Source organism: Stenotrophomonas sp. 89682_Sma, assembly GCF_056481405.1.
The window spans coordinates 2792761-2816051 of record NZ_CM151147.1 but is presented as its reverse complement, the minus strand read 5'-3'; the positions used below and the strand labels follow the sequence as shown (position 1 = coordinate 2816051).

Here is a 23291-nt window from a genome sequence, read left to right as displayed (position 1 = left end):
GGCGGGTGGCCGGCACCCATCCCGTCAACGCAATACTGCGTCCGCACTGACCAGCTGCACATCGTGCATCTGGTTGAGGTAGGCCTCGTAGTAGCCCTTGTGCGAGGCACCGACGATGGTCAGCATGCGGGTGCCCGGGTGCTGGCCGAGCACGTCGCGCATGTTGGCGACCATGCGCAGGTTGCGGGTTTCCCAGTAGCCCACGTAGTTGCGGCCGAAGCCTTCCGGCGAGGGTTCGACGAGCGTCGCGCCGAAATCGCTGTTGAAGGCCAGCATCGCGGCCTCGGGTGCGTTGTAGGCGCGATACATCGCGAGCAACCCATCCGGTTGAGCAAGATTGGCTTCCAGTCGTTCATCGGCCGCCCTGCGCGCTTTGACGAAGGAATTGTCCCAGGCACCGCGTATGGCGGCAGCGTAGGCCTTCTGCTGCGATTCCGGTGTAGGCGAATCCGCAGTGTGGTCGTCGACCGCCCACAGCCGCTCCAGCCCCAGGCGCGCGGCGAGGACGCCGGCCACCAGGCCGGCCTCGTTGCGGCGTGCCATGCGCGTGTCGAGGAACTGCACCAGCTCCGGTGTCAGGCTGTCCGAGGCACGTCGCTCTTCCCTGGGCAGCCGCAGCCATTGGACGACTGCCGAGCTGCTCTCGCCCGCAGCCAGGAACACTGCGGCCAATCGGCGTCGCTGGGCAGCGGTTGGCGCCTTCGGCCAATCCGCAAGCAGGCGTTCCATCTCCACGTTGGCGCCGGGCACGTCCAGACCGGTGGCGGCCTGCGCCGGTGCCGGATCGACGCAGTAGTCCGCTACGCTCTCGGCGTAGCGGGCCGGATTGCGGCGCATGAAGTCACACTGCAGGCCGGACAGGTTCTCCACTGCGATCGCGGTGGGCCGCCAGGCTTCCAGACGCTGCAGCAGAGGTTCCAGCATCGCCGGCGTGAAGGTCTCCGGCAGGCTGGACAGGTGCGGGCTGCCCAGCACCAGCACTTCGTTCGGGCGCCCTGCGGGCGGTCCCTTCAGCTGGTCCGGGTGGAAGGCGGGTCGATAGGCGGTGTCGTTGGCCAGCGCGCTGCTGCTGCACACGGCCAGGAAGAGAAGGCTGGCAAAGCGAGGGAACATGCGATCTCCATGTCGATGAGCATCCTGCGGGACCTTCATGCTGGTCATATTCTCCTGCCGCGGAATCCCGCATTGGTCATGTAAACCTTTTTGCCTTGAGCTGCATCCTTCTGCTGAGCGATGCTGTACCCAGCGCTCAGGCAATGCAGAACATGACATCCGACGACTGGACCATCGACAGTCCGCGGCTGCACCTCCGGCCATTCACGCCCGGTGACGCCGACGAAGCATTTGCGGGAATCACCCCCGGGCTGACCCGCTACATGTCCTTCGAGCCGCCGCCGTCGAACGAGGCGTTTGCTGCTGTCTGGCGAACGTGGCTGCCCACCATCGCCGATGGGACCGACATTACGTTCGTGATCCGCAGGCGCGAGGATGGCGTGTTCCTGGGACTGGCCGGCCTGCATCGCACCGGTGATGCAGAGCCCGAACTGGGTATCTGGATCGCTGAAGCAATGCATGGCCATGGCTATGGGCGGGAAGCGGTGGCGGCGGTGTGGTCTTCGGCGTCGCAGCGGCTGTCATGCGCGGCGTTCCGCTATCCGGTGGCCGAGCAGAACCGGTCCAGCCGTTCGCTTGCTGAGTCCCTCGGTGGACAGCCTGTAGCACGTGAGCAGGGCGTGAAGTACACGACGATCATCTATCGCCTTCCTGCTGCAATGCACGGAGTTGCGACGGACGTCGCGGAATCCCGCTAAAGCGGCCGACCGCATCGCCGATATCCCCTCTGGATCCCGCTCCAGTCGCCCGCTGCAGGACCCCAGGCTGCCCCCGATGGGCGGCCCGCGCTGTGTGTTCCGCCGCTCCCAGATGCCGATCGCACCCGCACCAGACGTTCTTGCCAGCCGCTCGAGAGGTGCCTGCCGGCACCTGTAGTCCTTAGCAACTGAAGTTGCCGCCGGGCATCCCGCCCGTCGGGTCGCAACCCTTTGTCGGACACCGAGGATCAGACAATGCTCATTCCAGGCTTCACGGCGGGCGCGCAGGCGCCGGCCGAGCTGCATACCCGTTGGTCGCCGTGGCGTGCCCTGCTGGGCGTGCTGGCCCCGCAGCACCGCACCGGTACCGAACCGGCAGCGACCGACCGTGCCGAACTCGAGGCGCAGGTCGCGGCGCTGCACCGCGTGCAGGCCGTCATCGAGTTCGCGCTCGACGGCACCATCCTGCAGGCCAACGACAATTTCCTGCAGGCGATGGGCTATCGGCTGGAGGAAATCCAGGGCAAGCACCACGCTCTGTTCGTCGATCCGGAGCATGCGCGCAGCGCCGAGTACCGCGACTTCTGGGCGCGCCTGGGACGTGGCGAGTATGACGCCGGGCAGTACCGCCGCTTCGGCAAGGGCCAGCGCGAGATCTGGATCCAGGCCTCGTACAACCCGGTACTGGATCGGCAGGGACGGCCGTACAAGGTGGTCAAGTTCGCCACCGACATCACCGCGCAGAAGCTGCAGGCGGCCGATTCGGCCGGGCAGCTGGCAGCGATCGGCAAGTCGCAGGCAGTGATCGAATTCAGCATGGAAGGACGCATTCTCTCGGCCAATGACAATTTCCTCGCCACCACCGGCTACAGCCTCGATGAAGTACGCGGGCAGCATCACTCGCTGTTCGTCGAGCCCGAGCATCGCAGCAGTGCCGAGTATCGCCAGTTCTGGGAAAAGCTCGGGCGCGGCGAATACGATGCCGGGCAATACCGGCGGCTGGGCAAAGGCGGGCGTGAGGTCTGGATCCAGGCCTCCTACAACCCCATCCTCGACCTCAACGGCAAGCCGTTCAAGGTCGTCAAGTACGCAACCGACATCACCGCGCAGGTGCATGAGAACCAGGCGATGCAGCGTGCCGTGGCGCAGACCCGCGAGGTGGTGGCCGCCGCGAAGCAGGGTGATCTGACCCGGCGCGTGGCGATGGCCGACAAGCAGGGTTCCATCGCCGAACTGTGCGAGGGCGTGAATTCGCTGGTCGAGGCGATGGCCGCGATCATCGGCCAGATCAAGTTCGCTGCCGACACCATTGCGGTGGGTGCGACCGAGATCGCGCAAGGCAACAGCGACCTGTCGCAGCGCACCGAGCAGCAGGCGGCCTCGCTGGAGGAAACCGCGGTGTCGATGAAGGGGTTGGCCGAGACCGTGCAGCGCACCGCCACCAACGCGCGCCAGGCGAGCCAGCTGGCCGGCGGAGCCGCCGATGTCGCTGCGCGCGGCGGCAGCGTGGTGCATGAAGTGGTCGAGACGATGGCGGTGATCAATGCCTCCTCGCGGCGCATCGTCGATATCATCGGGGTGATCGATGGCATCGCTTTCCAGACCAATATCCTGGCGTTGAACGCAGCGGTGGAAGCCGCACGCGCGGGTGAACACGGTCGAGGATTTGCCGTGGTCGCCACCGAGATCCGCGAGCTGTCCCAGCGCTCGGCCAGTGCCGCCAAGGAGATCAAGCATCTGATCGATGAGTCGGTGGCCAACGTCGGGGCCGGTACCGCCCAGGTGGAAAGCGCGGGCCGCACCATGGACGAGATCGTGACCAACGTCCGCCGGGTCAGCGATCTGATGACCGAGATCAGCACGGCCTCCCAGCAGCAGAGCGACGACATCCAGCAGATGAACCATGCGGTCGACCTGATCGACCAGGGCACGCAGCAGAACGCTGCCCTGGTCGAGGAGGCGTCGGCGGCGGCGCGCAGCATGGAAGAGCAGTCGGCACAGCTGCTGCAGACCGTCGCTGGTTTCCGGGTGCAGGACGGGGCAGGGCATCTGCATGGAGGGGCAGCCCTGCGGGTCGTCTAGGCGCGCGGGCCGACAGGTTCGCCAGAGGCCTGCATGGCCGAGGCAAGGTGCACACGGTTGCGCCCGGCATGCTTGGCCCGGTACAGGGCCTGGTCGGCACGGCCGACCAGGTCTCCGGGCGCATACTCATCGCTGGCGGACTGCCAGGCCACGCCCACGCTGATGGTCACATGGCCCTCGGCAGCGGGCAGTGCGGCGCTTTCGACCGCGGCACGCAGGCGTTCGCCCAGATGCAGCGCGTGCATCGCCTCGGGCGATGGCAGGGCTGCAATGAACTCCTCGCCGCCGTAGCGGGCCAGCAGGTCGTCACCGCGCTGCAGGCAGCCGTCGAGGATGCCGGCGACGGCACGCAGGCGCCGATCACCTTCCGGGTGCCCGTAGGTGTCGTTCAGCCGCTTGAAGTGGTCGATGTCGATCATCAGTACCGCCAGGCCCTGGCCTTGGCGGCGCGCGCGGCGGTGGGCCCCATCCAGCGATTCATCAAAACTGCGCCGGTTACCCAGCCCGGTCAGCGGATCGCGCCGCGCCAGCGTTTCCAGTTCATCGCGCTGGCGCTGGATCTCGATCTGGCTCAGCACGCTGCGCAGGGCGTAACCCAGCATCGCACCGATGAAACCTACGGTGGCCAGGCTTGGCTGCAGGCGCGCGACCAGCAGCGCCACCATCATCAGCAGCAAGGGCAGCATCAGTGGTACGCCGGCATCGACGATGCGCCGCAGGCTGCGGGATACCTCCACTGCCGGGTAGCGGCGGTGGCTGCCGGCCAGGACGGCCAGCAGCACGAACAGCCCGCTGATCAGCAGGTCGCCCCAGCTGCCGTCAGGTGTCTGCGGCTGGTAGGTGTTGATGTAGAGCGCCAGCAGGAAGTAGCCCAGCGCGTAGATCGCAAGTGTGCGGAAGAAATCGCGGCGGTCGGGATTGTCCTCGGCCAGGAATCGGACCAGCGCGAAGCAGAACACCAGGCTGTTCTGTACGCTGCTCATGGTGTTCAGGCACTGCGTCCACAGCGCGGTGTTGAGAGGCGCCATGGCCCGCGTATGCAGGTAGTACAGCAGCCAAAGCAGGGCAATGATCGCAAGGTCCACCGCATGGATGAGGCGGTTCCCGCCGCCCGGGCTTGCAGCTACGTAGGTCAGGGGGATCCGGTAGAACACGTACAGGATCAGTGTTGAGGCGGTCATCTGCGCAGGGGCGAGGCCGGCCACATTGCGGTACAGCAGGGCCAGCAGGGCGAGAGAGAACAGGCCGACGGCCGCGCCGAGCAGCCGCCACTTGCAGGCCGCCTGGCTGGCACGTGCACGCCGCACGCAGGCCAGTGCGGCCAGCAGGGGGGCGGTGATCAGCAACAGGTAGGAGCCGACAGGGTCCTGCGGGCCGACCAAGGCAATGACGAGTGCGTGCGTGACCAGAAAAAACAGTGCAGCACGCAGCGTCATGCATTCCCCCACCTCCGGATCCGGCGGGATCACGATAGGCAGATGTACGTGAGGCTGGCAAGAAAAGTGTGCGCTGCGTCTAGCAGTAATGCTGCCAGCGGTCGCAGTTATGCGTCAGCGCAGTGACACCGGAACGGCCATGTGGGCCTCCATCGCCTGAAAAGCAAAAGGCCAGGTCATGGACCTGGCCTTTGATGCTGTGGTGCCGGTGAAAGGACTCGAACCTTCATGGGGTCACCCCCGGCTGATTTTGAGTCAGCTGCGTATACCATTCCGCCACACCGGCAGGCAGCGTGTGAGTGTAACCGAGGAGGGCAGGGCTTTCATAGAGGCAAGGCGATCGGGGCGTTTCCTGTCGGCATCTGCTCTGTGATGGCTATACTGCGCCGGCTTGAATGCCTCCAGGAGCCATAGCCGATGACCGTGTTGCAGGACCTGAGGGTGCTGGTGGTCGAGAACGACGAGATGAGCGCGGCCCTGCTGCAGATGCAGCTGGTGCATGCCGGCGCGACCGTGGTCGGGTTGGCGGCGAGCGTGGCTGAAGCATTACGCATGCTGGAAGACTCGGCCCCGGATGTGGTCCTGCTGGACTATCGCCTGGCCCGCAACGAGACCAGCGAGCCAGTGGCGGCAGCATTGTCGGCGCGTGGCATACCGTTCGTGCTCGCCACCGGAATGCTGGCTGAGCAGCTGCCCGAGTCGATGCTGGCCGGAATACTGCTGGTCAAGCCGTATCTGTCGGCGGATCTGATCCGGGCGCTGACCCGTGCGGTGGGCCGTTCCAGCGCAACGGCGTGAGAACGGCGCTTCAGCCGGCCTCCTCGTACACGTAGCGGATGTCCTCGCGGTCGTCGAGGATGCGGTACTGCCCGGCCAGGTTGTCCGGATCGGGATTGAGCCACGCATCGAGATGCTCCCTGCGGATCGGTATCACGCCGCGATCGTGACCTGCGGCGGCGACATCGCGTGGCGGGGTATCGGTGATCGTGGCGAACGAGAGCAGGCGTCCTTCCGGCCCCTCCCATTCTGCCCAAAGGCAGGCCAGAAGCAGGTCGCGGGGCGGGTCGGGGCGAAACTCCAACACCACATCCTGTTCCTTTTCCGCGGCGCCAAGCGCGCGCCCTGCGATGGCGTGGCGTGGCACGTGCTCATAGAACGCCCGCACCACGACAACGCCGTGGCGAAGGCCGAATGCGCCGCGCCAATAGCCTTCCAGGCTGTCGCGTCGTGCGTTGTAGGTGCCGGGGTAGAGCACATCGTTGCGTGCCGGTTTGTCGGGCAGCCGGCACTGGTAGCGCATCGGCCTGATCACCCGGCGGCCGTTCTCGCTGACCATCACCGGCGCGTAGGTGCCGGGGAAAATGCGGTTGTCGCGCGGCAGTAGTTGGACCCGGTGGAGGTCTTCGAGCCGGGCCTGGGCGCGCTCGATGCGGTTGCCGGCCACGCGCAGGTCGTTGCGTGCCTTCTGGGTGGGGCGGGTGGCCAGCGTTGCGTGAGCGATATCGCGGCGCTCGCGTTGGCGGGCCAGCTCCGCCTCCAGGTCCTGGCGTTCCAGTGCATGCCAGTGCTGGATCTTCGCGACGATGTCACGGCCCTGCTCGGTGCGCGCGCCGGCAAAACCGTCGTCCATGGCCTTGGGGGTTTTCGGTCGCTTCTTGCCGGGGTCGTGCGCGTACAGTTCGGCGAACTCCTCCAGCGACAGGATGGCACCGAACTCGCGGACCAGCGTGGCGTAGTCGGCACGGATCAGGGCGGAATAGCACATGGGAACTCTGCAGGCCTAGGTCGCAGTCGCTGCGACGTGGATGGGGCAGGATAGCCCGACCTACAGGGAGATACCGCATGAATGATTCCGTCAGCTGCCAGTTCCGCGAGGCTGTGCCCACGGTTGAAGACTACTGCCGGCTGCGCGTGCTGGCCGGCCTCAGTGCCAAGAGCCAGGAGGCGGCGACGCGCGCGCTGCCCAATACGTTGTTCGGCGTGTGTGCCTACCAGGGTGCAGAACTTGTGGCGATGGGGCGTATCGTCGGCGATGGCGGCTGCCACCTGCAGGTCTGCGACATCGCGGTGCTGCCACGGTTGCAGGGGCAGGGCCTGGGCAAGGAGGTGATGCGGCGCCTTGACGGCTGGATGCAGGCCAACCTGCCACCGTCGGCGTATGTCAGCCTGCTGGCGGATGGCGAGGCGCATCGGTTGTACGCACAGTTTGGTTTCGCGCCGACGGCGCCGGCATCGATCGGGATGTATCGGCGGTTCTGAGCCGTGAGCGGAGTGAGGCCATCCACGCATGGCGTGGATCTACCCGGGCCCTGCAGTAGATCCACGCCATGCGTGGATAGGGCCTTCCCAGGAATCACAGGCAAAGAAAAACCCCGACCGGAGTCGGGGTTTTCAAGAATTGGCGTCCCCACGGGGATTCGAACCCCGGTCGCCACCGTGAAAGGGTGATGTCCTAGGCCTCTAGACGATGGGGACGCACGAAAACTTCAAGTTGTAGATCCTTCGACGGCCTAATGTCGAAGTGGTGGAGCCAAGCGGGATCGAACCGCTGACCTCCTGCATGCCATGCAGGCGCTCTCCCAGCTGAGCTATGGCCCCATGAAGCTCCGGATGATCTGCCGGGAGCAGAGTCCGTTTTGAAACTGGCGTCCCCACGGGGATTCGAACCCCGGTCGCCACCGTGAAAGGGTGATGTCCTAGGCCTCTAGACGATGGGGACGCACGAAAAACTTCAAGTTGTAGAACCTTCGACGGCCTAATGTCGAAAGTGGTGGAGCCAAGCGGGATCGAACCGCTGACCTCCTGCATGCCATGCAGGCGCTCTCCCAGCTGAGCTATGGCCCCGTGTTACCGAGCCGCCTATCATACCTGCGTGTTCACGTTTGTGGAAGCTTTTTTTCAACTTTTTTCGTTCCGGTTCAACCGTCGCCACAAGGGCAGGGAACCGCAACGCCACAACCTGAATGCAGGTAGGCGGTGAACAAAAAAGACCCGGTTATCGGCCGGGTCCTCGTTGTTCGTGATGAGTGGCGTCCCCACGGGGATTCGAACCCCGGTCGCCACCGTGAAAGGGTGATGTCCTAGGCCTCTAGACGATGGGGACGCAATTCTCATCAATGTTCTTTAGCGACCTTTCGACGGCCTAATGCCGAAAGATTGGTGGAGCCAAGCGGGATCGAACCGCTGACCTCCTGCATGCCATGCAGGCGCTCTCCCAGCTGAGCTATGGCCCCACGTCGCTGAGGAGCGAAATAATAGCCCTGCCCCAGGGGGTTGGCAAGCATTTGTTGCACTTTTCTTCACATGCGTTGCAATGCCGATCTGCGCCAGGGATGTCTATGCGTTGTCGTCGGTCAGCGCTGCCAGGATCGGGCATTGGTCGAGGGTGCCGTGACCGGGGCATGCATCGACCAGCTGCGAAAGCGCGGTATGCATGCGCTGCAGTTCGGCCATCCGTTGTGCAATGTCCTGCAGGCGGGCCTGGGCGGTGTCGCGCACGCTTCCCATGTCCTGCCGGTGGTGATCGCTGAGCGCCAGCAGTTCGCCGATTTCCTCGAGGCTGAAGCCCAGCGCTTTGGCGCGGCGGATGAAGCGCAACCGACGCAGGTCCGGCTCGCCGAAGATGCGGTAGCCGCCAGCCGAGCGCGCCGCTGTCGGCAGCAGCTGCTGCCGCTCGTAATAGCGGACCGTGTCGATCGGCACGCCCGCCTGGCGGGCCAGTTGTCCAATGTTCATGGCAGTTTTCCTACGGATCCTGCCGATCATTGTGAAGCCTGGAGTCTGGTCTAGAGTCAAGGCTTCAGCCCGGCGCGCGCATTCAGCCCACTTTGCAACTTTCTTCATAGCCCCGCAGATGGGCCTGTTCCTACCCTTCGCCTGAACCGGCCGTTCGATGGCCTGCAACGAACCGAGGAGGTGGTCTGTGGAGGGAGTCAGGAACGAAGCATTCGTCGAGGTTGCGGTGGTCGAATATCCGGGAGGGGACCCCTCCGCCGCCTCGGTGCTGGCCGAAATGGCCCACGTCGCCAACCGCCTGGCCCAACAGCAGCGCCGACCGTTCAAGCGTGTGCTTGTCACGCGCTGGATCGTGCCCGCCAGCCAGACCGGTGTACATCGCATCGCGGGTGCTGAAATGCTTGACGCCGCCATTCCTGCGGTAATCGCGGTTCCCGGCCAGATCAGCCCTGGAGCCTGCCTGCGTGCCGAGGAGGTCCTGTTGGACTGGTTGCGGGCCCACTATGACGGGGGCAGCCTGCTGGCTGCCGCCAGCGATGGGGTCAGTGTGCTGGCCCGTGCGGGACTGCTGGCCGGAAGAACGGTGAGCGGCCCCGATCTGGGGCGACATCCAGGGTTGCAGGCACAGGCGGTGAGCTGGGTCCCGAGTGAGCGGGCGCTGGTCGACGATGGTGACCTGCTGACCGTTGGCGGATCGCAGGCCTGGCGTTTCCTCGGGCTGCGCTTGCTGTACCGGCTGCACGGGCAGGGTGTGGCGAGCGCGGTTGCGCAACAGCTCGGGATCGTCGTGCCCGCAGGGATCCAGCAGGATCTTGAGCGTTTCAGTGCCAACTTCGCCCACGGTGATCGCGATGTACTGAAGGCCCAGCGCTGGCTGCATACCACTGCGGCACGAGGGGCCACTCTGGCCGCAATCTGCGAGGTTTCTGGATTGGAACCGCGCACCTTGCAGCGGCGCTTCCTCCGGGCGACCGGTCTGCGGCCGATCGAATACTGCCAACGGCTGCGCATTGCCAAGGCCCAGACCCTGCTGCAGCAGGGCGCAGGCATCGAAGAGGTGGCCTGGGGTGTGGGCTACGCTGATCAGAGCGCGTTCCGGCGTCTGTTCCTCCGCATCGTGGGCATGACACCGGCCAACTATCGTCGCCACGTCAACTGCAAGCGACGGGAGCGGCCATTGATGCCGTCGGTGGCCGGAAGTCTGCGTGGCCTGCAGACGCCCCCCGGCATGCAGTTGGGGCGGAGTGCGGCCTGATGGCAGGTGGCGGGCGAGCGCTTGCAACCTGGGCGTGACGCTTTGACCATGCAGGCAAGTGGAACTTGAACAGGTGGGCTGATGTCGAGTGTTGGACCGGTACCGATGCCGGTGGTGTTGATCCTCATGTGCACGTTGCTGGCCATGATCGTTGCCCGTCTTTGGCCGCGCAGGGCAGTAGGAATGCCGCTGCCGTCGGCGGCAAGCATGGTGCTGGACATGCTGCTGATCGGCCTGCTGTGTGGTCGTATCAGTTTTGTGGTGCTGAATTTCGCGCTCTATCGATCGGAGCCCTGGAGCATTCTGCAGGTCACCGATGGTGGCTATCACCTGATGGTGGTGATGGTGGCCGGGCTGGCGTGGGGATCATGGCGTCTGCGGCCGTGGCGTCAGTTGCGTGCACCGGTACTGACAAGCGCACTGGTGGGTGTGCTGCTCTGGGCCGCTGGTGGTCAGCTGCTGTCGGCCTGGCAGGAGCGGCAGATGCCATTGCCGACGCTGCAGGTCGGGGACCTGCAGGGCGGAACGGTTGATCTGCAGCAGTTCCGCGGCAAGCCGGTGGTACTGAACCTGTGGGCCACATGGTGCGGCCCCTGCCGGCGGGAGATGCCGGTGCTTGCAGCGGCACAGCAGGCACATGGCAACGTGCAGTTCGTCTTCCTCAATCAGGGCGAAACCCTGGAAGAGGTCCAGGGTTTTCTTGCCGGTGAGCGACTGATGCTGGGCAACGTGTTGCTGGATGATGAGGCGGCTGCTTCAACAGTGCTGGGTGTACAGGCCTATCCTTCAACACTCTTCTTCGATGCCGATGGACGCCTGCATGAGCTGCACCTGGGCGAGCTGACCGCGGCAGGTCTTGAACACAAACTGCGCCGGCTGCGGTAGCCTGCGCGGGCATCTCACTACGGAGTTCCCATGTTGTCGACTTCCCTGCGCACCGCCCCGGCGGTGCTCCTGCTGCCGGTCATGCTGGCATTGGCCGCCTGCAGTCAGGCGCAGACGCCGCCGGGCAAGACTGCCGCCGCACCGGCGGCAAGCGCGCCGGCCACTGCTACCAAGGGCGATCGCCCCGCGGTGTTGAAGGGCATCGAGAAGCACGGCTTCGAGGTTGTCGCCGAATTCGATGCGCCGGGTGGCCTGCGTGGCTTCGCCGGTGTGGTGGGCGGTCAGCAGCCGGCCGCAGCCTATGTCACGGCCGATGGCAAGAACGTGCTGGTCGGCAGCCTGTTCGATGCCGAGGGCAACGACGTGGCGGCCGAGGCGGTGGAGAAGCTGGTGTCCGCGCCAATGTCGGCCAAGATGTGGACCAAGCTCGAAGCCAGCGCCTGGGTGCGTGACGGCAAGGCCGACGCGCCGCGCGTGGTCTATACCTTCAGCGATGCCAATTGCCCGTATTGCCACAAGTTCTGGGAGGCGGCCCGTCCGTGGGTCGACGCCGGCAAGGTGCAGCTGCGCCACATCATGGTGGGTGTGATCCGCGAGGACAGTCCGGCCAAGGCCGCCGCCATCCTCGCCGCGCGTGATCCGAGCGCGGCGCTGCTGGAGAATGAGCACCAGTTCGACCGTGGCGGTATCAAGGCGCTGCCGAGCATCAGCCGCGAGATCGCGGGCAAGCTTGATGCCAACCAGGTCCTGATGCTGGAGATGGGCTTCCAGGGTACGCCGGGTATCCTGTTCCAGGATGCGCAGGGCCAGGTGCAGCGCCGCGCCGGACTGCCGCAGGGCGACGACCTGACGACGGTGCTCGGCCCGCGTTGATCCGTACCGGCTTGATGACGTAGCCCACAGGCCCGCATGGCGACATGCGGGCCTGTTGCGTTCTGTGCCCAGGCGAACACAACCGCTTGCGCATGACCTGTTCGAGGTCACGTCTGAATCGTGACTGAGATCAAGCATCGCGCCTTGATTCCAATCAAGGCCAAAAACGACAGGTGGACTAGCCTTTGACGCATGGAATACAGCGTCAACGCGCCATGGATGCCGCACCTGACATGCCCTGAAACGGGGCGGTCGGCACAGCCATTCACGACATTCTCACTTCCTGATTGTTACCCAGACCGCTGCGGTCGCCACCTCTCTGGCAGCGCGGCCTTGATGGAAGCGACATGGGTGCAGGCAGGGCAGTGTCATCGTCCTGTTGCCTGCCGCGCGCAGGCTGACCGGTGTCGTCGACGCAGTACCCGCATTTCCAGCAACGGCAACGCGAAGCCAGGGCGGCGCATGCGTGCGCTCCAGGACCGTGATGCGAGTGTTCGTCCGGGGAGGATGCAATGCGTTTGGCGGTACTGAGTCTGGCGTGTATGGGTGCACTGGCGATCTCGCCAGCGTATGCGCAACAGGGCGATGCGGAGGATGCGCAGGCATTGCGGCGTGAGATTGCCGCCATGCGTCAGGCGCTGGAAGGCATGCAGCAACGGCTGGATCGGCTGGAGCGGCGCGATGATGCGCCTGTGCAGGCACGGACGACGGCAGCGCCTGCAACGACGCCTTTGGCCTCGACACCTGTCCCTTCCGATGTGATTCATCGCACGCAGGTGCCGGGTGTCGCACAGCCGGTGTTACCACAACGCGACTCCGTGGCCGATCCATCCACAGCGGCATCGCGTCCGGACAGTGCCGCGGGCCCGACCGATCCCGACCTGAAGGGCTTCTTCGCCATCCCCGGCACCGATACGGTGATCCGCATCGGCGGCTACGCCAAGCTGGATGCCATCGCCGATTCGCGCGCGGCCGGCGACGAGGACCAGTTCATTCCCTCGTCGATGCCGGTGGGCGGCAGCCACCGCGACGTTTCCAACTTCAACATCCACGCCAAGCAGACCCGCTTCAGCTTCGAGGCGCGGCGCCCGACCACGCACGGCAACCTGCGCTTCTACCTGGAGAACGACTTCTTCGGCAGCAGCGACGGCTACGAGTTCCGCCTGCGTCATGCCTATGGCCAGCTCGGCAATACCTATGCCGGCTATGGCTACTCCAGCTTCATGGACCCGGACAGCCTGCCCGACACGCTGGACTTCGCCGGGCCGGGCGGCGCCGGCTATCTGCTGGTGGCCGGCATTCACCACAGCTTCGCGATGGGCAAGGGCAACACGCTGACCGTCGCCGCTGAAGACCCGAAGACCGAACTGGCCGGTGCCAGTGATGAGCGGGCCGCAGTGAACCGGCTGCCCGATGTGACGGTGACTGCGCGCATGGAGCGCGACTGGGGCCACCTGCAGCTGGGCGCGGTGGCGCGCAGCCTGGCCTATGACGGCGAGGGCGAGCGCGACCGGCGCATGGCCGGCGGCCTGCAGCTGAGCGGCTCGGCCTCGGTGGGCGAACGCGACCTGTTGCTGTTTGGTGCACTCGGTGGGCGCGGCCTCAGCCGCTACACCGCCGACCTGACCGGCTCCGGGCTGGACGCGGTGGTCGGTGCCGATGGCCGTCTCGACGCGCTGGACCTGCACGGCGGCTTCGTTGGCTACACCCATTACTGGTCCGGGTTGTGGCGATCGAACCTGATCTTCGGCCAGCTGACCCTGGAGCGTAACGCCGCATTGGCCGCCGACGCATTCCGGCGGAGCCGCTACGGCGTGTTCAACCTGATCTGGAGCCCGGCACCGTCGTGGACGATGGGCATGGAGCTGCTGTACGGCCGCCTGGAACAGCAGGGCGGCGCGCGCGGCGACACGGTCCGGGTGCAGGGCAGCCTGCAATACAACTTCATCAAGTAAGCGCCAGCGGCGTTACGCCAGCGCAACCGTCCCCACGCCCGGCCGCACCGGGCCCATGCCAGTACAGGAGATTGTCATGGCAGAAGCAAAGAAAATCGGGGTGGTCGGAGCCACCTTCCTCGTCGCCGGCAACATGATGGGCTCAGGCGTGTTCCTGCTGCCCTCCAGCCTGGCCAAGATTGGCACCGCCTCGATCTGGGGCTGGCTGATCACTACCGCGGGGGCGCTGCTGCTGGCCTTCGTGTTCGCCAAACTGGGCAAGCTGGCACCCAAGGCGGGCGGACCCTACGCCTATGCGCGCGACTGGTTCGGGCCTTACATGGGCTTCCAGACCAATACCATCTACTGGTTCGCCAACTGGATCGGCAACGTTGCCATCCCGATCGCGGCGGTCGGCTACTTCAGCTACTTCTTCCCGATCCTGTCCGAGCCGCTGGTGCGCTGCATCGCGGTGCTGATCCTGGTGTGGGCGCTGAGCTTCGCCAACGTGATCGGCCCGGCCTTCGTCAGCCGGGTGCAGACCGTCACCACCAGTTTCGCGCTGGTGCCGATCCTGGGCATCGCCATCTTCGGCTGGTTCTTCTTCGATGCCGACATCTTCAAGGGCGCCTACAACGTGTCGGGTGAATCCAACTTCGGCGCGATCTCCAGCGCCGCGGCACTGACGCTGTGGGCCTTCATCGGTGTCGAGTCGGCCTCGGTCACCGCTGGTGTGGTCGAGAACCCGGAAAAGAACGTGGCCCGTGCCACCCTGGCCGGCGTGTTCCTGGCCGCGATCGCCTATATCGCCAGCTCCTCGGTGATCATGGGCATGGTGCCCAATGGCGAACTGCAGACCTCCGATGCGCCGTTCGCACTGGCTGCCGCCAAGGCCGTCGGTGGCTGGGGCGGTGCGCTGGTCAGCCTGTGTGCCTTCATCGGTGCGGCCGGTTCGCTGGGCGGCTGGATCCTGCTGACCGCACAGAGCGCCAAGGCAGCCTCCGATGATGGCCTGTTCCCGAGCATCTTCAGCAAGACCAACAAGGACGACGTGCCGGTCAAGGGCGTGCTGATCGTGGCCGTGCTGATGACGCTGGCGGTGCTGGTCACCTCCACGTCGGAAACCGCGTCGGCCCAGTTCGACGTGATCACGTCGGCGGCGGTGGTGCTGACCCTGCTGCCCTACATCTACTCGTGCGTGGCCTGCTACTTCGTGGTCGAACGCTCGCACACGATCATCCATACCGGTGCGTTCTGGACCCTGACCAGCCTGACTGTCGTGTACTGCCTGTGGGCGATCTACGGCTCGTCGGGAACCATCGTGCAGTACGCGTTCCTGTTCGTGCTGTTCATCACCGTGTTCTATCCCTTCTTCAGCGAGGAGCGCCGCCAGCAGCGGCAGCGCGCCCGCGAGGCTTCGGCGATCAGCGCCGGCGCCCAGCGTTCCTGAGTTAGACAAGGAGAATCAACGTGTACTTCAAGTCCCTGGACTATCCGGTCATTGTCATCGACAACGACTACGAGTCGCCGCGCATCGGCGGCATCCTGATCCGCGCTCTGGTGGAAGAGCTGCGCGGCAACGACCAGCGCGTGCTGTGCGGCCTGAACCTGGATGACGCCCGTGCCGGTGCCCGCACCTACGTGGCGGCCTCGGCGGTGCTGATCTCGATCGACGGCAGTGAAGAAGTGGATGGCGAGTTCCAGCGGCTGACCGCCTTCCTGCGCGAGCAGAGCGCCCGCCGCGCGAACCTGCCGGTGTTCCTGTACGGCGAGCGCCGCACCATCGAGAAGGTGCCGAGCAAGCTGCTCAAGTACATCCACGGCTTCATCTTCCTGTTCGAAGACACCAAGAGCTTCATCTCGCGGCAGGTGATGCGCGCGGCCGAAGACTACATGAAGAACCTGCTGCCGCCGTTCTTCAAGGCGCTGATCCATCATGCGGCTGAGTCGAACTATTCCTGGCACACGCCGGGCCATGCCGGCGGCGTGGCATTCACCAAGTCGCCGGTCGGTCGTGCATTCCACCAGTTCTATGGCGAAAACACCCTGCGCAGCGACCTGTCGATCTCGGTGCCGGAGCTGGGCTCGCTGCTCGACCATACCGGCCCGATCAAGGATGCCGAGGAAGAAGCGGCGCGCAACTTCGGTGCCGACCATACCTTCTTCGTCACCAACGGCACCTCCACCGCCAACAAGATCGTCTGGCACGGCACAGTGGCGCGCGGCGACGTGGTGTTCGTCGACCGCAACTGCCACAAGTCGCTGCTGCACGCGCTGATCATGACCGGTGCGGTGCCGGTGTACTTTACCCCCAGCCGCAACGCACACGGCATCATCGGCCCGATCAGCCTGGATCAGTTCACGCCGGAATCGCTGCAGCAGCGCATCGCCGCCAACCCGCTGGCCAGCAAGGCCTACCAGGCCGGCTCCAAGCCGCGCATCGCGGTGGTCACCAATTCGACTTATGACGGCCTGTGCTACAACGCCGAGAAGATCGCCGACGAGATCGGCAGCGCCGTCGACTTCCTGCACTTCGATGAAGCCTGGTACGCCTATGCCGCGTTCCATCCGTTCTACGAGAACCACTACGGCATGGCCAAGGGCAAGCCGCGCGAGCAGGATGCGATCATCTTCACCACGCATTCCACCCACAAGCTGCTGGCCGCGTTCTCGCAGGCGTCGATGATCCACGTGCGCAACTCGGCGCAGCGTGACCTGGATGCCGAGCGCTTCAACGAATCGTTCATGATGCACACCTCGACCAGCCCGCATTACGGGGTGATCGCGGCCTGTGATGTGGCGTCGAAGATGATGGAAGGCGACGCCGGTCGTTCGCTGGTACAGGAGATGCATGACGAGGCGATCGCGTTCCGCCGCGCGATGCTGCACGTGCGTGACGACCTCGGCCGCGACGACTGGTGGTTCAGCGTGTGGCAGCCCACCAAGGTCGAGCGCAGCCTGGACAAGGGCGATACGCCGGCACCGCTGGTGGCCAAGCGCGATGAGTGGTACCTGCAGCCGGATGCGCACTGGCATGGCTTCGAGAACCTGGTCGACGACTATGTGCTGATCGACCCGATCAAGGTGACCCTGCTGACCCCGGGCCTGGCGATGGACGGCAGCATGGGCACGCTGGGCATCCCGGCAGCGGTACTGAGCAAGTTCCTGTGGGGCCGCGGCATCACCGTGGAGAAGACCAACCTGTACTCGGTGCTGTTCCTGTTCTCGATGGGCATCACCAAGGGCAAGTGGAGCACGCTGGTCACCGAACTGATGGCATTCAAGGAACTGTACGACCGCAATGCGCCGCTGAGCCAGGCACTGCCGTCGCTGGCAGCCGACTATCCCAATGCCTACGCCGGCTGGGGCCTGCGTGACCTGTGCGACGCGCTGCATGCGTTCAACCAGGAATTCTCGGTGGCCAAGGTGATGCGCGAGATGTACGTGGACCTGCCGACGCCGGTGATGACCCCGGCCGATGCCTACAACCACCTGGTCAAGGGCGAGATCGAGCGGGTCGACATCGAGCAGCTCAGTGGCCGCGTCGCGGCGACCATGCTGGTTCCGTACCCGCCGGGCATTCCGACCATCATGCCCGGCGAGCGTTTCGGCGACAGCGACGAGCCGATCATCCAGTCGCTGCGCATTGCCCGCGAGCAGAATGCCCGCTTCCCGGGCTTCGAGTCGGACGTGCACGGGCTGATCATCGAGCAGGACGGCGATGTGACCTCGTACAAGGTGGAGGTGCTGAAGGCCTGACCGGCGACGGTCGGCCCTTCGGCGAACGATGGATACCGCGCGCGAGCAACGCATCCTGAAGTTCTCGATCGGGGTCACCATCGCGGTCAGCGCGGTCGGCTTCAGCGGTGGCCTGCTGGTGGGATCGCAGGCCATCCTGTTCGACGGCGTGTACAGCCTGGTCGACGTTGCCCTGACCCTGGTGTCATTGTCGGTGCTGCGGCTGGTGGCGCGGGAACAGAGCCCGCGCTTCCAGTACGGTTACTGGCACCTGGAGCCGATGGTCGAGGCACTCGGCGGGGTGATCCTGTCGTTGGCCTGCGTCTATGCGCTGGCCAACGCGGTGATCGGTTTGACCACGGGTGGGCACGAAGTGAAGTTCGGGCCTGCGCTGTGGTGGGCGGCATTGCTGAGTGCCAGCAACCTGGCGATGGCCGCGTTCGTCGCGCAGCGTGCGCGGCGCCTGCGCTCGGCGTTGCTGTGGCTGGACGTGCGTGGCTGGTTGCTGGGCGGGCTGATGAGCCTGGCGGTGGTGCTGGCCTTCGTGCTGGCACTGGCGTTGCACGGTGGCGAGTGGCACCACTGGGTGCCGTACCTTGATTCGATCGTGCTGGCATTGATCAGCCTGGCGGTGCTGCCGGTGCCGGCGCGCAGCGCCTGGAAAGCCATGCGCGAGGTGCTGCAGGTGGCCCCGGACGATCTGGACCGGCGCGTGCAGCAGGTGATGCAGGCGTTCGTGGCCGAGCACGGCTATGCCGGATTCACCAGCCATGTGGCGAAGATGGGGCGCATGCGGTTCATCGAGATCCATGTGCTGGCCGACCCGGGTACGCCGCTGGGGTCGGTGGGCGAGGTTGATGCGATGCGCGATGAGATCGCGGTGCGGCTGGATGCGCGCGGCAGCACGTTCTGGCTGACCATCGATTTCACGGCAGACCCGGCGTGGACGTGAGCGGGGAACGGTGGAGCCGAGCCCATGCTCGGCTGCCATTCGCGCAGCGCAGCCGAGCACGGGCTCGGCTCTACACGTCGGCGTGATCGTTGCGCATGGCAGACCGGTCTGTTGCACCGGATCCGTTTGACCTCAACCCGGGTTGAGGTCACAGACTGCCGGCAACCCCCACGAGGCGCGCGGCATGAACCTGCTGACCACATCGGACCTCAGCCATGGCCTGCTGGAGCTGTTCAATCCATCGGGCCTCTACGATCCTTCGGCCAACGGCTACTCACATGTGGCGATGGTGCGTCTGCCGGCACGGGTGATCCACGTGGCCGGGCAGGGCGGTGAAGATGCGCAGGGCCGTCTCTCGCCCAGCTTCGAAGACCAGGTCGGGCAGGCGCTGGACAACCTGGAGATCGCGCTGCGCTCGGCGCAGGCCAGCCTGGCCGATGTCGCACGGTTGCGCATCCTCGTGGTCGACCACGACGAGGACCGGCTGGGCATCATCGCCCATCAGGTGCGGCGGCGCTGGCCGAATCGCGCCGCGCCCACCTGCACGCTGATCCCGGTGCCGCGGCTGGCGCTGGACGGCATGCTGTTCGAGATCGAGGCGGAGGCCTATGCCGCCTAGCGCAGGTAGTACTCCACCGGCACCACCAGTTCCTGTGGTGCCTTCAGTTCATCGGGAATGGGCGGTAGCGGCTGCGCGCGACGGAAGGTCTGCAGGGCTGCGTCATCGAGCATCGGCTGGCCACTGGACTGCTCCAGCCGCAGGGCCAGCAGGCGACCTTCGCGGTCGATGCTGGCCCTGACCCAGGCAGTGCCCTGCTGCCGGCGCGAGCGCGCGGCGGCGGGGTAATAGCGGTAACGTTCCAGCCGCGCCATCAGGCGGGCTTCCCACTGGTCGCTGGCGGCGCCGGCCTGGAAGTTCGCCGGTGGCGCGTCCGGAGCGGGCGGCGCGGCCGTGATCGATGCCGGCGCGGGACTTGCATCGGTCGCGGCCGCAGGCGGGGCGACCGGCAACGGTTTTCGGCCCGTCCGCCCCGTCTCGCTGGCGGCCAACTCGCCCTCGCGCGCTGCGGTGGGCGTCGGTGGCGGTGGCGACTTCATCGGTTGCGATGCACGCGCCTGCTGCGCCTGGCTGGCGGTATCGGCCTGGCGTTCCTCCACCGGCTGTGGCGGCGTGGCCGGTGCCAGCAGGCGCAGGCTGATGCGCACATCCTGTTCTGGCGGCGGCAGTGACGGCGGCGCGGCGACCCAGTGCAGCAACAGCAGCAGGGGCAGCAGGTGCAGACCGACGCTGATCACGACCGCCCGCCAGTGTTGGCCGCGCTCACTCATCGCCTAGCACCCACAGCAGATCGGCGTCGGACGCATCAACGACTTCGCCGGGCGAGGACAGCACGATCACCAGCGCCGGAGCATCTGCCGGCAGGTAGCCCGGCACGCCGGTGCCCCGCAGCACGTGCCAGCGGCCGGCCAGCAGCAATGCCGGCGCGGGTGCATCGGCAAGGACCTGCGCCATGCGCCTGTCGCGGGCCTGCTGCACGGCCAGCATGCCGTCCAGCATCGGCGCGGTGTCTGCGTGCTGGGTCAGCACCACTGCAGACAGGCGTTGCTTTGCAGAGGCCACCGGGAACTGAACGGTTCCGGTAGAGGCCAGCAACGCGTTGACCTCAGTGCGCGACAGGTTGCCACCGAACAGTGGAACCCCCGCATCAGTTGCATCCTGCACCAGTCCGCCATAGGCCATCCACGGCCAGCGCGCATCCCAGTCCAGCAGTTCCTGCAGGCGAGCCCCCTCGGCATGGTTGTCCTTGGCCAGCCAGCGCTGCACCCGTTGCAGGCGTGGCTGGCGCTCGCTGGCGATCATCTCCATCACCAGCGCGCCCTGCGGGCGCACCTGTTGCAGGGCGTGCAGCAGCCAGCGCTGGGCCGCATGGTCGCCCGCGAGGTCATGGCGTTCACCCAGCAGCAGCCGCTGCGCATTGGCCGCACGCTGCACGAATGCGGCCTCGTCCAGATGCTGGCCGTTGGCCAGGTCGGTCACCGTGCCGGGCATCGGCTGCGCGCCAGCCACGCCCGCCAGCGCGAGCAGGCACACGGGCAGCCAGCGACGGCTAGAAGGCCACATTGACGCCCATCGAGACGGTGCGGCCACGGCCGTTGCCGCGGTCCAGGATCGGGCTGAAGATGCTGTCGATCGAGGCATTGTTGTCATAGGACTTGTTCTGCAGGTTTTCGATGTTCAGCCACAGCGTGGTATTGGCCTGTGGCTTGAAGCTGGCGTAGAAGTCCAGCAGCACGCCGGTGCCGCCGGTCTTGCGGGTCTGGAAGAAGTCGTAGCCTTCCTCGGTGGGGCCGGAATACTCGGCGCGCAGGCCGGCCTGTACGCGCTGCTGCCACCAGCGGCCGCCCACGTCCAGGGTCCAGTAGCGGTCGGGCAGGGCGGTGATGTCTTCCAGGTTGACGAACTCGATGGCCGGTGCGCTGGTGCGCGAGCGGGTCCAGCTGAGCGTGGCGTGGTAGTGCTCGCTGGCGTAGTGTGCTTCCAGCTCGATGCCGCGCATGCGTACCACGCCCGGGTGGTTCATCCAGCGCGTGGTGGTGCTGAAGTCGTCCACGTCCAGCGCATCGGTCCAGGCAGTGAGCTGCGGATCGCTGTCGATCGGTACCACGAAAGGCTCCACCTCCGGCGGGTGCACGATCAGCAGGTACTGCGGCTTGATGTAGTCGCGGATGCGATTGTCGAAGCGGGTGACGCGCAGCTGCGCCAGGTCACCGTCGGTCAGCAGAGAGGAGGCGCTGAGGTTGGCGCCGAACTGGAGGTTGCGCGAGCGTTCGCGACGCAGGAACGGGTTGGCGCCGACGCCATCGGCATCGCTCATGCCCTCCAGCGGGATCTTCTCGAAGAACATCTCCTGCACACGCGGCGGGCGGGAGGTACGGGAGACTTCGGCGAACAGCTGCAGCCAGTCGGTGGCCTGCCACGAAACCGCCAGGCTGGGGCTGAGTGCGCGCTGGGTGCGGCGCACATCGATGCCGCCGCCGTTGATCTCGGCACACTGGCCGGGGACATCCGAGCACACCGGCACATGGCCACGGATGCCATAGCGATCCTGGCGCAGGCCTGCAGTCAGCGCGTAGACGTCGTACTGCAGTTCCAGCGTGCTGAATACACTGTCCAGCTGGCTGCGGCCCTGGGGGTTGGCGCCGCGCAGGGTGGGGGTGTCGGCTACATAGATGTCCGACTGGTGCTTGATGCCAGTGTTCCAGCGCGCCTGCAGCGCGCCGATATCGAAGCGGCTGGTGTTGTCGAGGGTCCAACTGCTCAGGCTGCTGTGGGTGCGGCGACCGATGTAGCTGGAATCCTCCACGGGCGGATAGAACAGCCGGGTCTTGTTGCCGGCGAAGGTCGCGCGCAGGTCGATCCACGGCGAATAGGGCGTGTAGTGGTAGCTGGCGCGCTGGTTGCGTGCGGAAATCTGCCACGGGTAGTTGTGGTAGAAGTCGTTTTCGTAACGCATGTGGCTCAGGTCGAGCCGATGCTGGTCGCTGGGCTGCAGGCGGGCCTTGAGCAGCCAGCTGCTGGGCTGCTGGCTGCCCGGGTCGGCGGTGTTCTTCTGCCCGCGCGCGGTTGCGTATTCGCTGCTGCGGCTGCTGCTGGCAGCGGCCAGCAGACCGAACTGGCGGTCGCCGCCATCTTCGCTGTGGCGCCAGGCACCGGCAAAGGTACGGCCATTGCCGTAGCCGTTGTTGCCATGACGGTAGCCTGCGCGCAGGCCCCAGTCACGACCTTCGCCAAGCAGATCGTCGATGTCGAGCGTGCGGAAATTGGCACTGCCGGCCAGCGTGCCGGCGCCATCACCACCGGCGACCGCGCCGCGCTGCACGTCCACGCCGGCCAGCAGGAACGGATCGACATAGGCGAACGGCCCCCCTGAGCCATGGCCCGCGTTGTTGCGGAACGTCTGGGTGACACCATCGATCATGGTGTTGACCCGGCCGGCGCCGGTCATGCCGCGGATGTTGACCTGCAGCCCAGGCTGGCTGCGCGAATGGAAGCTGTGGGTGCCGGGCATCGAGCGCAGCAGGCTGTTGCCGTCCTGGCGTTCGGCCATCGCCACGCGCTCGCTGCCGACTGCTGGCGCAAAGCCGTCGCGGGTGGCCGGCACATACTGGCTGGCCCCTGCACCGGGAGAGTGACCCTGCGCGGTATCACCCTGTACGCGCAGGGGGCCGGTTCGACGGCTGCCATCTGAGGGGTCGGCCGGTGCCGGTTCCAGCGTGGCGCGGCGTGCGTCGATGAAGCGCGGGCGCAGGCCGCTGCCGACCAGCAGGCGCGACAGGGCCTGCGCATCGTCGAACTGTCCGCGCAGCGCCGGTGCGGTCTGGCCGCCCGGCAATGCTGCCCCGATTACCAGATCGACACCGGTCAGCTGGCTGTATGCATCCAGCGCACTGGCCAGCGGTTGTGCAGGAAGATCGAAGTGGCGCGTGGCGGCCTGCGCGTATGCGCTGGCAGGCAACAACGGAAGCGGACTGGCGCAGGCCAGTGACAGGGCGAGGACAAGGGGGCGGTGAAACAGCATCGGAGGCTCC

19 protein-coding genes and 7 tRNA genes are annotated in these 23291 nt (G+C 66.0%); 12 read left to right on the top strand and 14 right to left on the bottom strand.

Annotated elements, in window-relative coordinates; translation table 11 throughout:
• Positions 1 to 24 precede the first annotated feature (24 nt).
• Entirely contained in the window at positions 25 to 1113 is a 1089-nt protein-coding gene (locus tag ACZK29_RS12990; RefSeq protein WP_111203923.1) for a DUF5694 domain-containing protein, read from the bottom strand.
• Between the two features lie 152 nt (positions 1114 to 1265).
• Here ACZK29_RS12990 and ACZK29_RS12985 point away from each other — a divergent pair, with 152 nt between their 5' ends.
• Both ACZK29_RS12985 and ACZK29_RS12980 read left to right on the top strand, forming a co-directional pair.
• Positions 1266 to 1811, top strand: a complete 546-nt coding sequence (locus ACZK29_RS12985) for a GNAT family N-acetyltransferase (RefSeq protein ID WP_181502590.1) — start codon at positions 1266 to 1268, stop codon at positions 1809 to 1811.
• Between the two features lie 255 nt (positions 1812 to 2066).
• The gene (locus ACZK29_RS12980) at positions 2067 to 3893 is read left to right on the top strand and encodes a methyl-accepting chemotaxis protein (RefSeq protein WP_111203921.1); all 1827 of its coding nucleotides are present in this window, start codon (positions 2067 to 2069) and stop codon (positions 3891 to 3893) included.
• Here ACZK29_RS12980 and ACZK29_RS12975 read toward each other — a convergent pair.
• The gene (locus ACZK29_RS12975) at positions 3890 to 5329 is read right to left on the bottom strand and encodes a GGDEF domain-containing protein (protein WP_111203920.1); all 1440 of its coding nucleotides are present in this window, start codon (positions 5327 to 5329) and stop codon (positions 3890 to 3892) included. The two genes, ACZK29_RS12980 and ACZK29_RS12975, sit on opposite strands and share 4 nt — an antisense overlap.
• A 200-nt stretch (positions 5330 to 5529) precedes the next feature.
• Positions 5530 to 5615 (bottom strand) — tRNA-Leu (locus ACZK29_RS12970).
• A gap of 131 nt (positions 5616 to 5746) precedes the next feature.
• Between ACZK29_RS12970 and ACZK29_RS12965 the strand changes: the two genes are divergently transcribed.
• A complete protein-coding gene (locus ACZK29_RS12965; RefSeq protein WP_111203919.1) occupies positions 5747 to 6127 on the top strand; it encodes a response regulator in 381 nt (126 codons plus the stop codon).
• Positions 6128 to 6137: 10 nt separating this feature from the next.
• Here the strand turns inward: ACZK29_RS12965 and ACZK29_RS12960 are convergent, their stop codons facing one another.
• Positions 6138 to 7094, bottom strand: coding sequence for an SOS response-associated peptidase family protein (locus ACZK29_RS12960; RefSeq protein WP_111203918.1), 957 nt, complete (start codon positions 7092 to 7094; stop codon positions 6138 to 6140).
• 77 nt (positions 7095 to 7171) lie between these two features.
• Between ACZK29_RS12960 and ACZK29_RS12955 the strand changes: the two genes are divergently transcribed.
• Positions 7172 to 7588: a GNAT family N-acetyltransferase gene (locus ACZK29_RS12955; protein ID WP_111203917.1), complete on the top strand. Its 417-nt coding sequence runs from the start codon at positions 7172 to 7174 to the stop codon at positions 7586 to 7588.
• A gap of 140 nt (positions 7589 to 7728) precedes the next feature.
• Here the strand turns inward: ACZK29_RS12955 and ACZK29_RS12950 are convergent.
• From ACZK29_RS12950 to ACZK29_RS12920, 7 genes are all read right to left on the bottom strand, one after another.
• Positions 7729 to 7804, bottom strand: a tRNA-Glu gene (locus ACZK29_RS12950).
• Positions 7805 to 7851: 47 nt separating this feature from the next.
• Positions 7852 to 7927: transfer RNA gene (locus tag ACZK29_RS12945), tRNA-Ala, on the bottom strand.
• Positions 7928 to 7972: 45 nt separating this feature from the next.
• Positions 7973 to 8048: transfer RNA gene (locus ACZK29_RS12940), tRNA-Glu, on the bottom strand.
• A 49-nt stretch (positions 8049 to 8097) separates the two neighbouring features.
• Positions 8098 to 8173: transfer RNA gene (locus tag ACZK29_RS12935), tRNA-Ala, on the bottom strand.
• A gap of 183 nt (positions 8174 to 8356) precedes the next feature.
• Positions 8357 to 8432 (bottom strand) — tRNA-Glu (locus tag ACZK29_RS12930).
• Between the two features lie 54 nt (positions 8433 to 8486).
• Positions 8487 to 8562, bottom strand: a tRNA-Ala gene (locus tag ACZK29_RS12925).
• 103 nt (positions 8563 to 8665) lie between these two features.
• The gene (locus tag ACZK29_RS12920; RefSeq protein ID WP_099553175.1) at positions 8666 to 9064 is read right to left on the bottom strand and encodes a heavy metal-responsive transcriptional regulator; all 399 of its coding nucleotides are present in this window, start codon (positions 9062 to 9064) and stop codon (positions 8666 to 8668) included.
• Positions 9065 to 9251: 187 nt separating this feature from the next.
• Here ACZK29_RS12920 and ACZK29_RS12915 point away from each other — a divergent pair, with 187 nt between their 5' ends.
• From ACZK29_RS12915 to ACZK29_RS12880, 8 genes are all read left to right on the top strand, one after another.
• Positions 9252 to 10319 carry a GlxA family transcriptional regulator gene (locus tag ACZK29_RS12915; protein WP_111203916.1) on the top strand — a complete coding sequence of 356 codons (1068 nt, stop codon included), beginning with the start codon at positions 9252 to 9254 and terminating at the stop codon, positions 10317 to 10319.
• A gap of 81 nt (positions 10320 to 10400) precedes the next feature.
• A complete protein-coding gene (locus ACZK29_RS12910; protein ID WP_111203915.1) occupies positions 10401 to 11204 on the top strand; it encodes a TlpA disulfide reductase family protein in 804 nt (267 codons plus the stop codon).
• 30 nt (positions 11205 to 11234) lie between these two features.
• Positions 11235 to 12077 (top strand): thiol:disulfide interchange protein DsbG, encoded by an 843-nt coding sequence (gene dsbG, locus ACZK29_RS12905; RefSeq protein WP_111203914.1) that lies wholly within the window; start codon positions 11235 to 11237, stop codon positions 12075 to 12077.
• A gap of 512 nt (positions 12078 to 12589) precedes the next feature.
• Entirely contained in the window at positions 12590 to 14032 is a 1443-nt protein-coding gene (locus tag ACZK29_RS12900) for a DcaP family trimeric outer membrane transporter (RefSeq protein ID WP_111203913.1), read from the top strand.
• A gap of 76 nt (positions 14033 to 14108) precedes the next feature.
• Entirely contained in the window at positions 14109 to 15461 is a 1353-nt protein-coding gene (adiC, locus tag ACZK29_RS12895) for an arginine/agmatine antiporter (protein WP_049430545.1), read from the top strand.
• 20 nt (positions 15462 to 15481) lie between these two features.
• Positions 15482 to 17770, top strand: coding sequence for an Orn/Lys/Arg family decarboxylase (locus ACZK29_RS12890; protein ID WP_111203912.1), 2289 nt, complete (start codon positions 15482 to 15484; stop codon positions 17768 to 17770).
• 28 nt (positions 17771 to 17798) lie between these two features.
• Complete coding sequence (locus ACZK29_RS12885) at positions 17799 to 18701, top strand: cation diffusion facilitator family transporter (RefSeq protein WP_111203911.1); 903 nt, start codon at positions 17799 to 17801, stop codon at positions 18699 to 18701.
• 184 nt (positions 18702 to 18885) lie between these two features.
• A complete protein-coding gene (locus tag ACZK29_RS12880; RefSeq protein WP_111203910.1) occupies positions 18886 to 19320 on the top strand; it encodes a RidA family protein in 435 nt (144 codons plus the stop codon).
• Here ACZK29_RS12880 and ACZK29_RS12875 read toward each other — a convergent pair.
• The 3 genes from ACZK29_RS12875 to ACZK29_RS12865 are packed head-to-tail and all read right to left on the bottom strand — an operon-like array spanning position 19317 to position 23281.
• On the bottom strand, positions 19317 to 20030 hold the full coding sequence (locus tag ACZK29_RS12875) for an energy transducer TonB family protein (RefSeq protein WP_111203909.1): 714 nt from the start codon (positions 20028 to 20030) through the stop codon (positions 19317 to 19319). The genes ACZK29_RS12880 and ACZK29_RS12875 overlap by 4 nt on opposite strands.
• The gene (locus tag ACZK29_RS12870) at positions 20023 to 20823 is read right to left on the bottom strand and encodes a ChaN family lipoprotein (protein ID WP_111203908.1); all 801 of its coding nucleotides are present in this window, start codon (positions 20821 to 20823) and stop codon (positions 20023 to 20025) included. Before ACZK29_RS12870 ends, ACZK29_RS12875 begins: the two co-directional genes overlap by 8 nt.
• The gene (locus ACZK29_RS12865; RefSeq protein ID WP_111203907.1) at positions 20810 to 23281 is read right to left on the bottom strand and encodes a TonB-dependent receptor; all 2472 of its coding nucleotides are present in this window, start codon (positions 23279 to 23281) and stop codon (positions 20810 to 20812) included. Before ACZK29_RS12865 ends, ACZK29_RS12870 begins: the two co-directional genes overlap by 14 nt.
• Positions 23282 to 23291 lie beyond the last annotated feature (10 nt).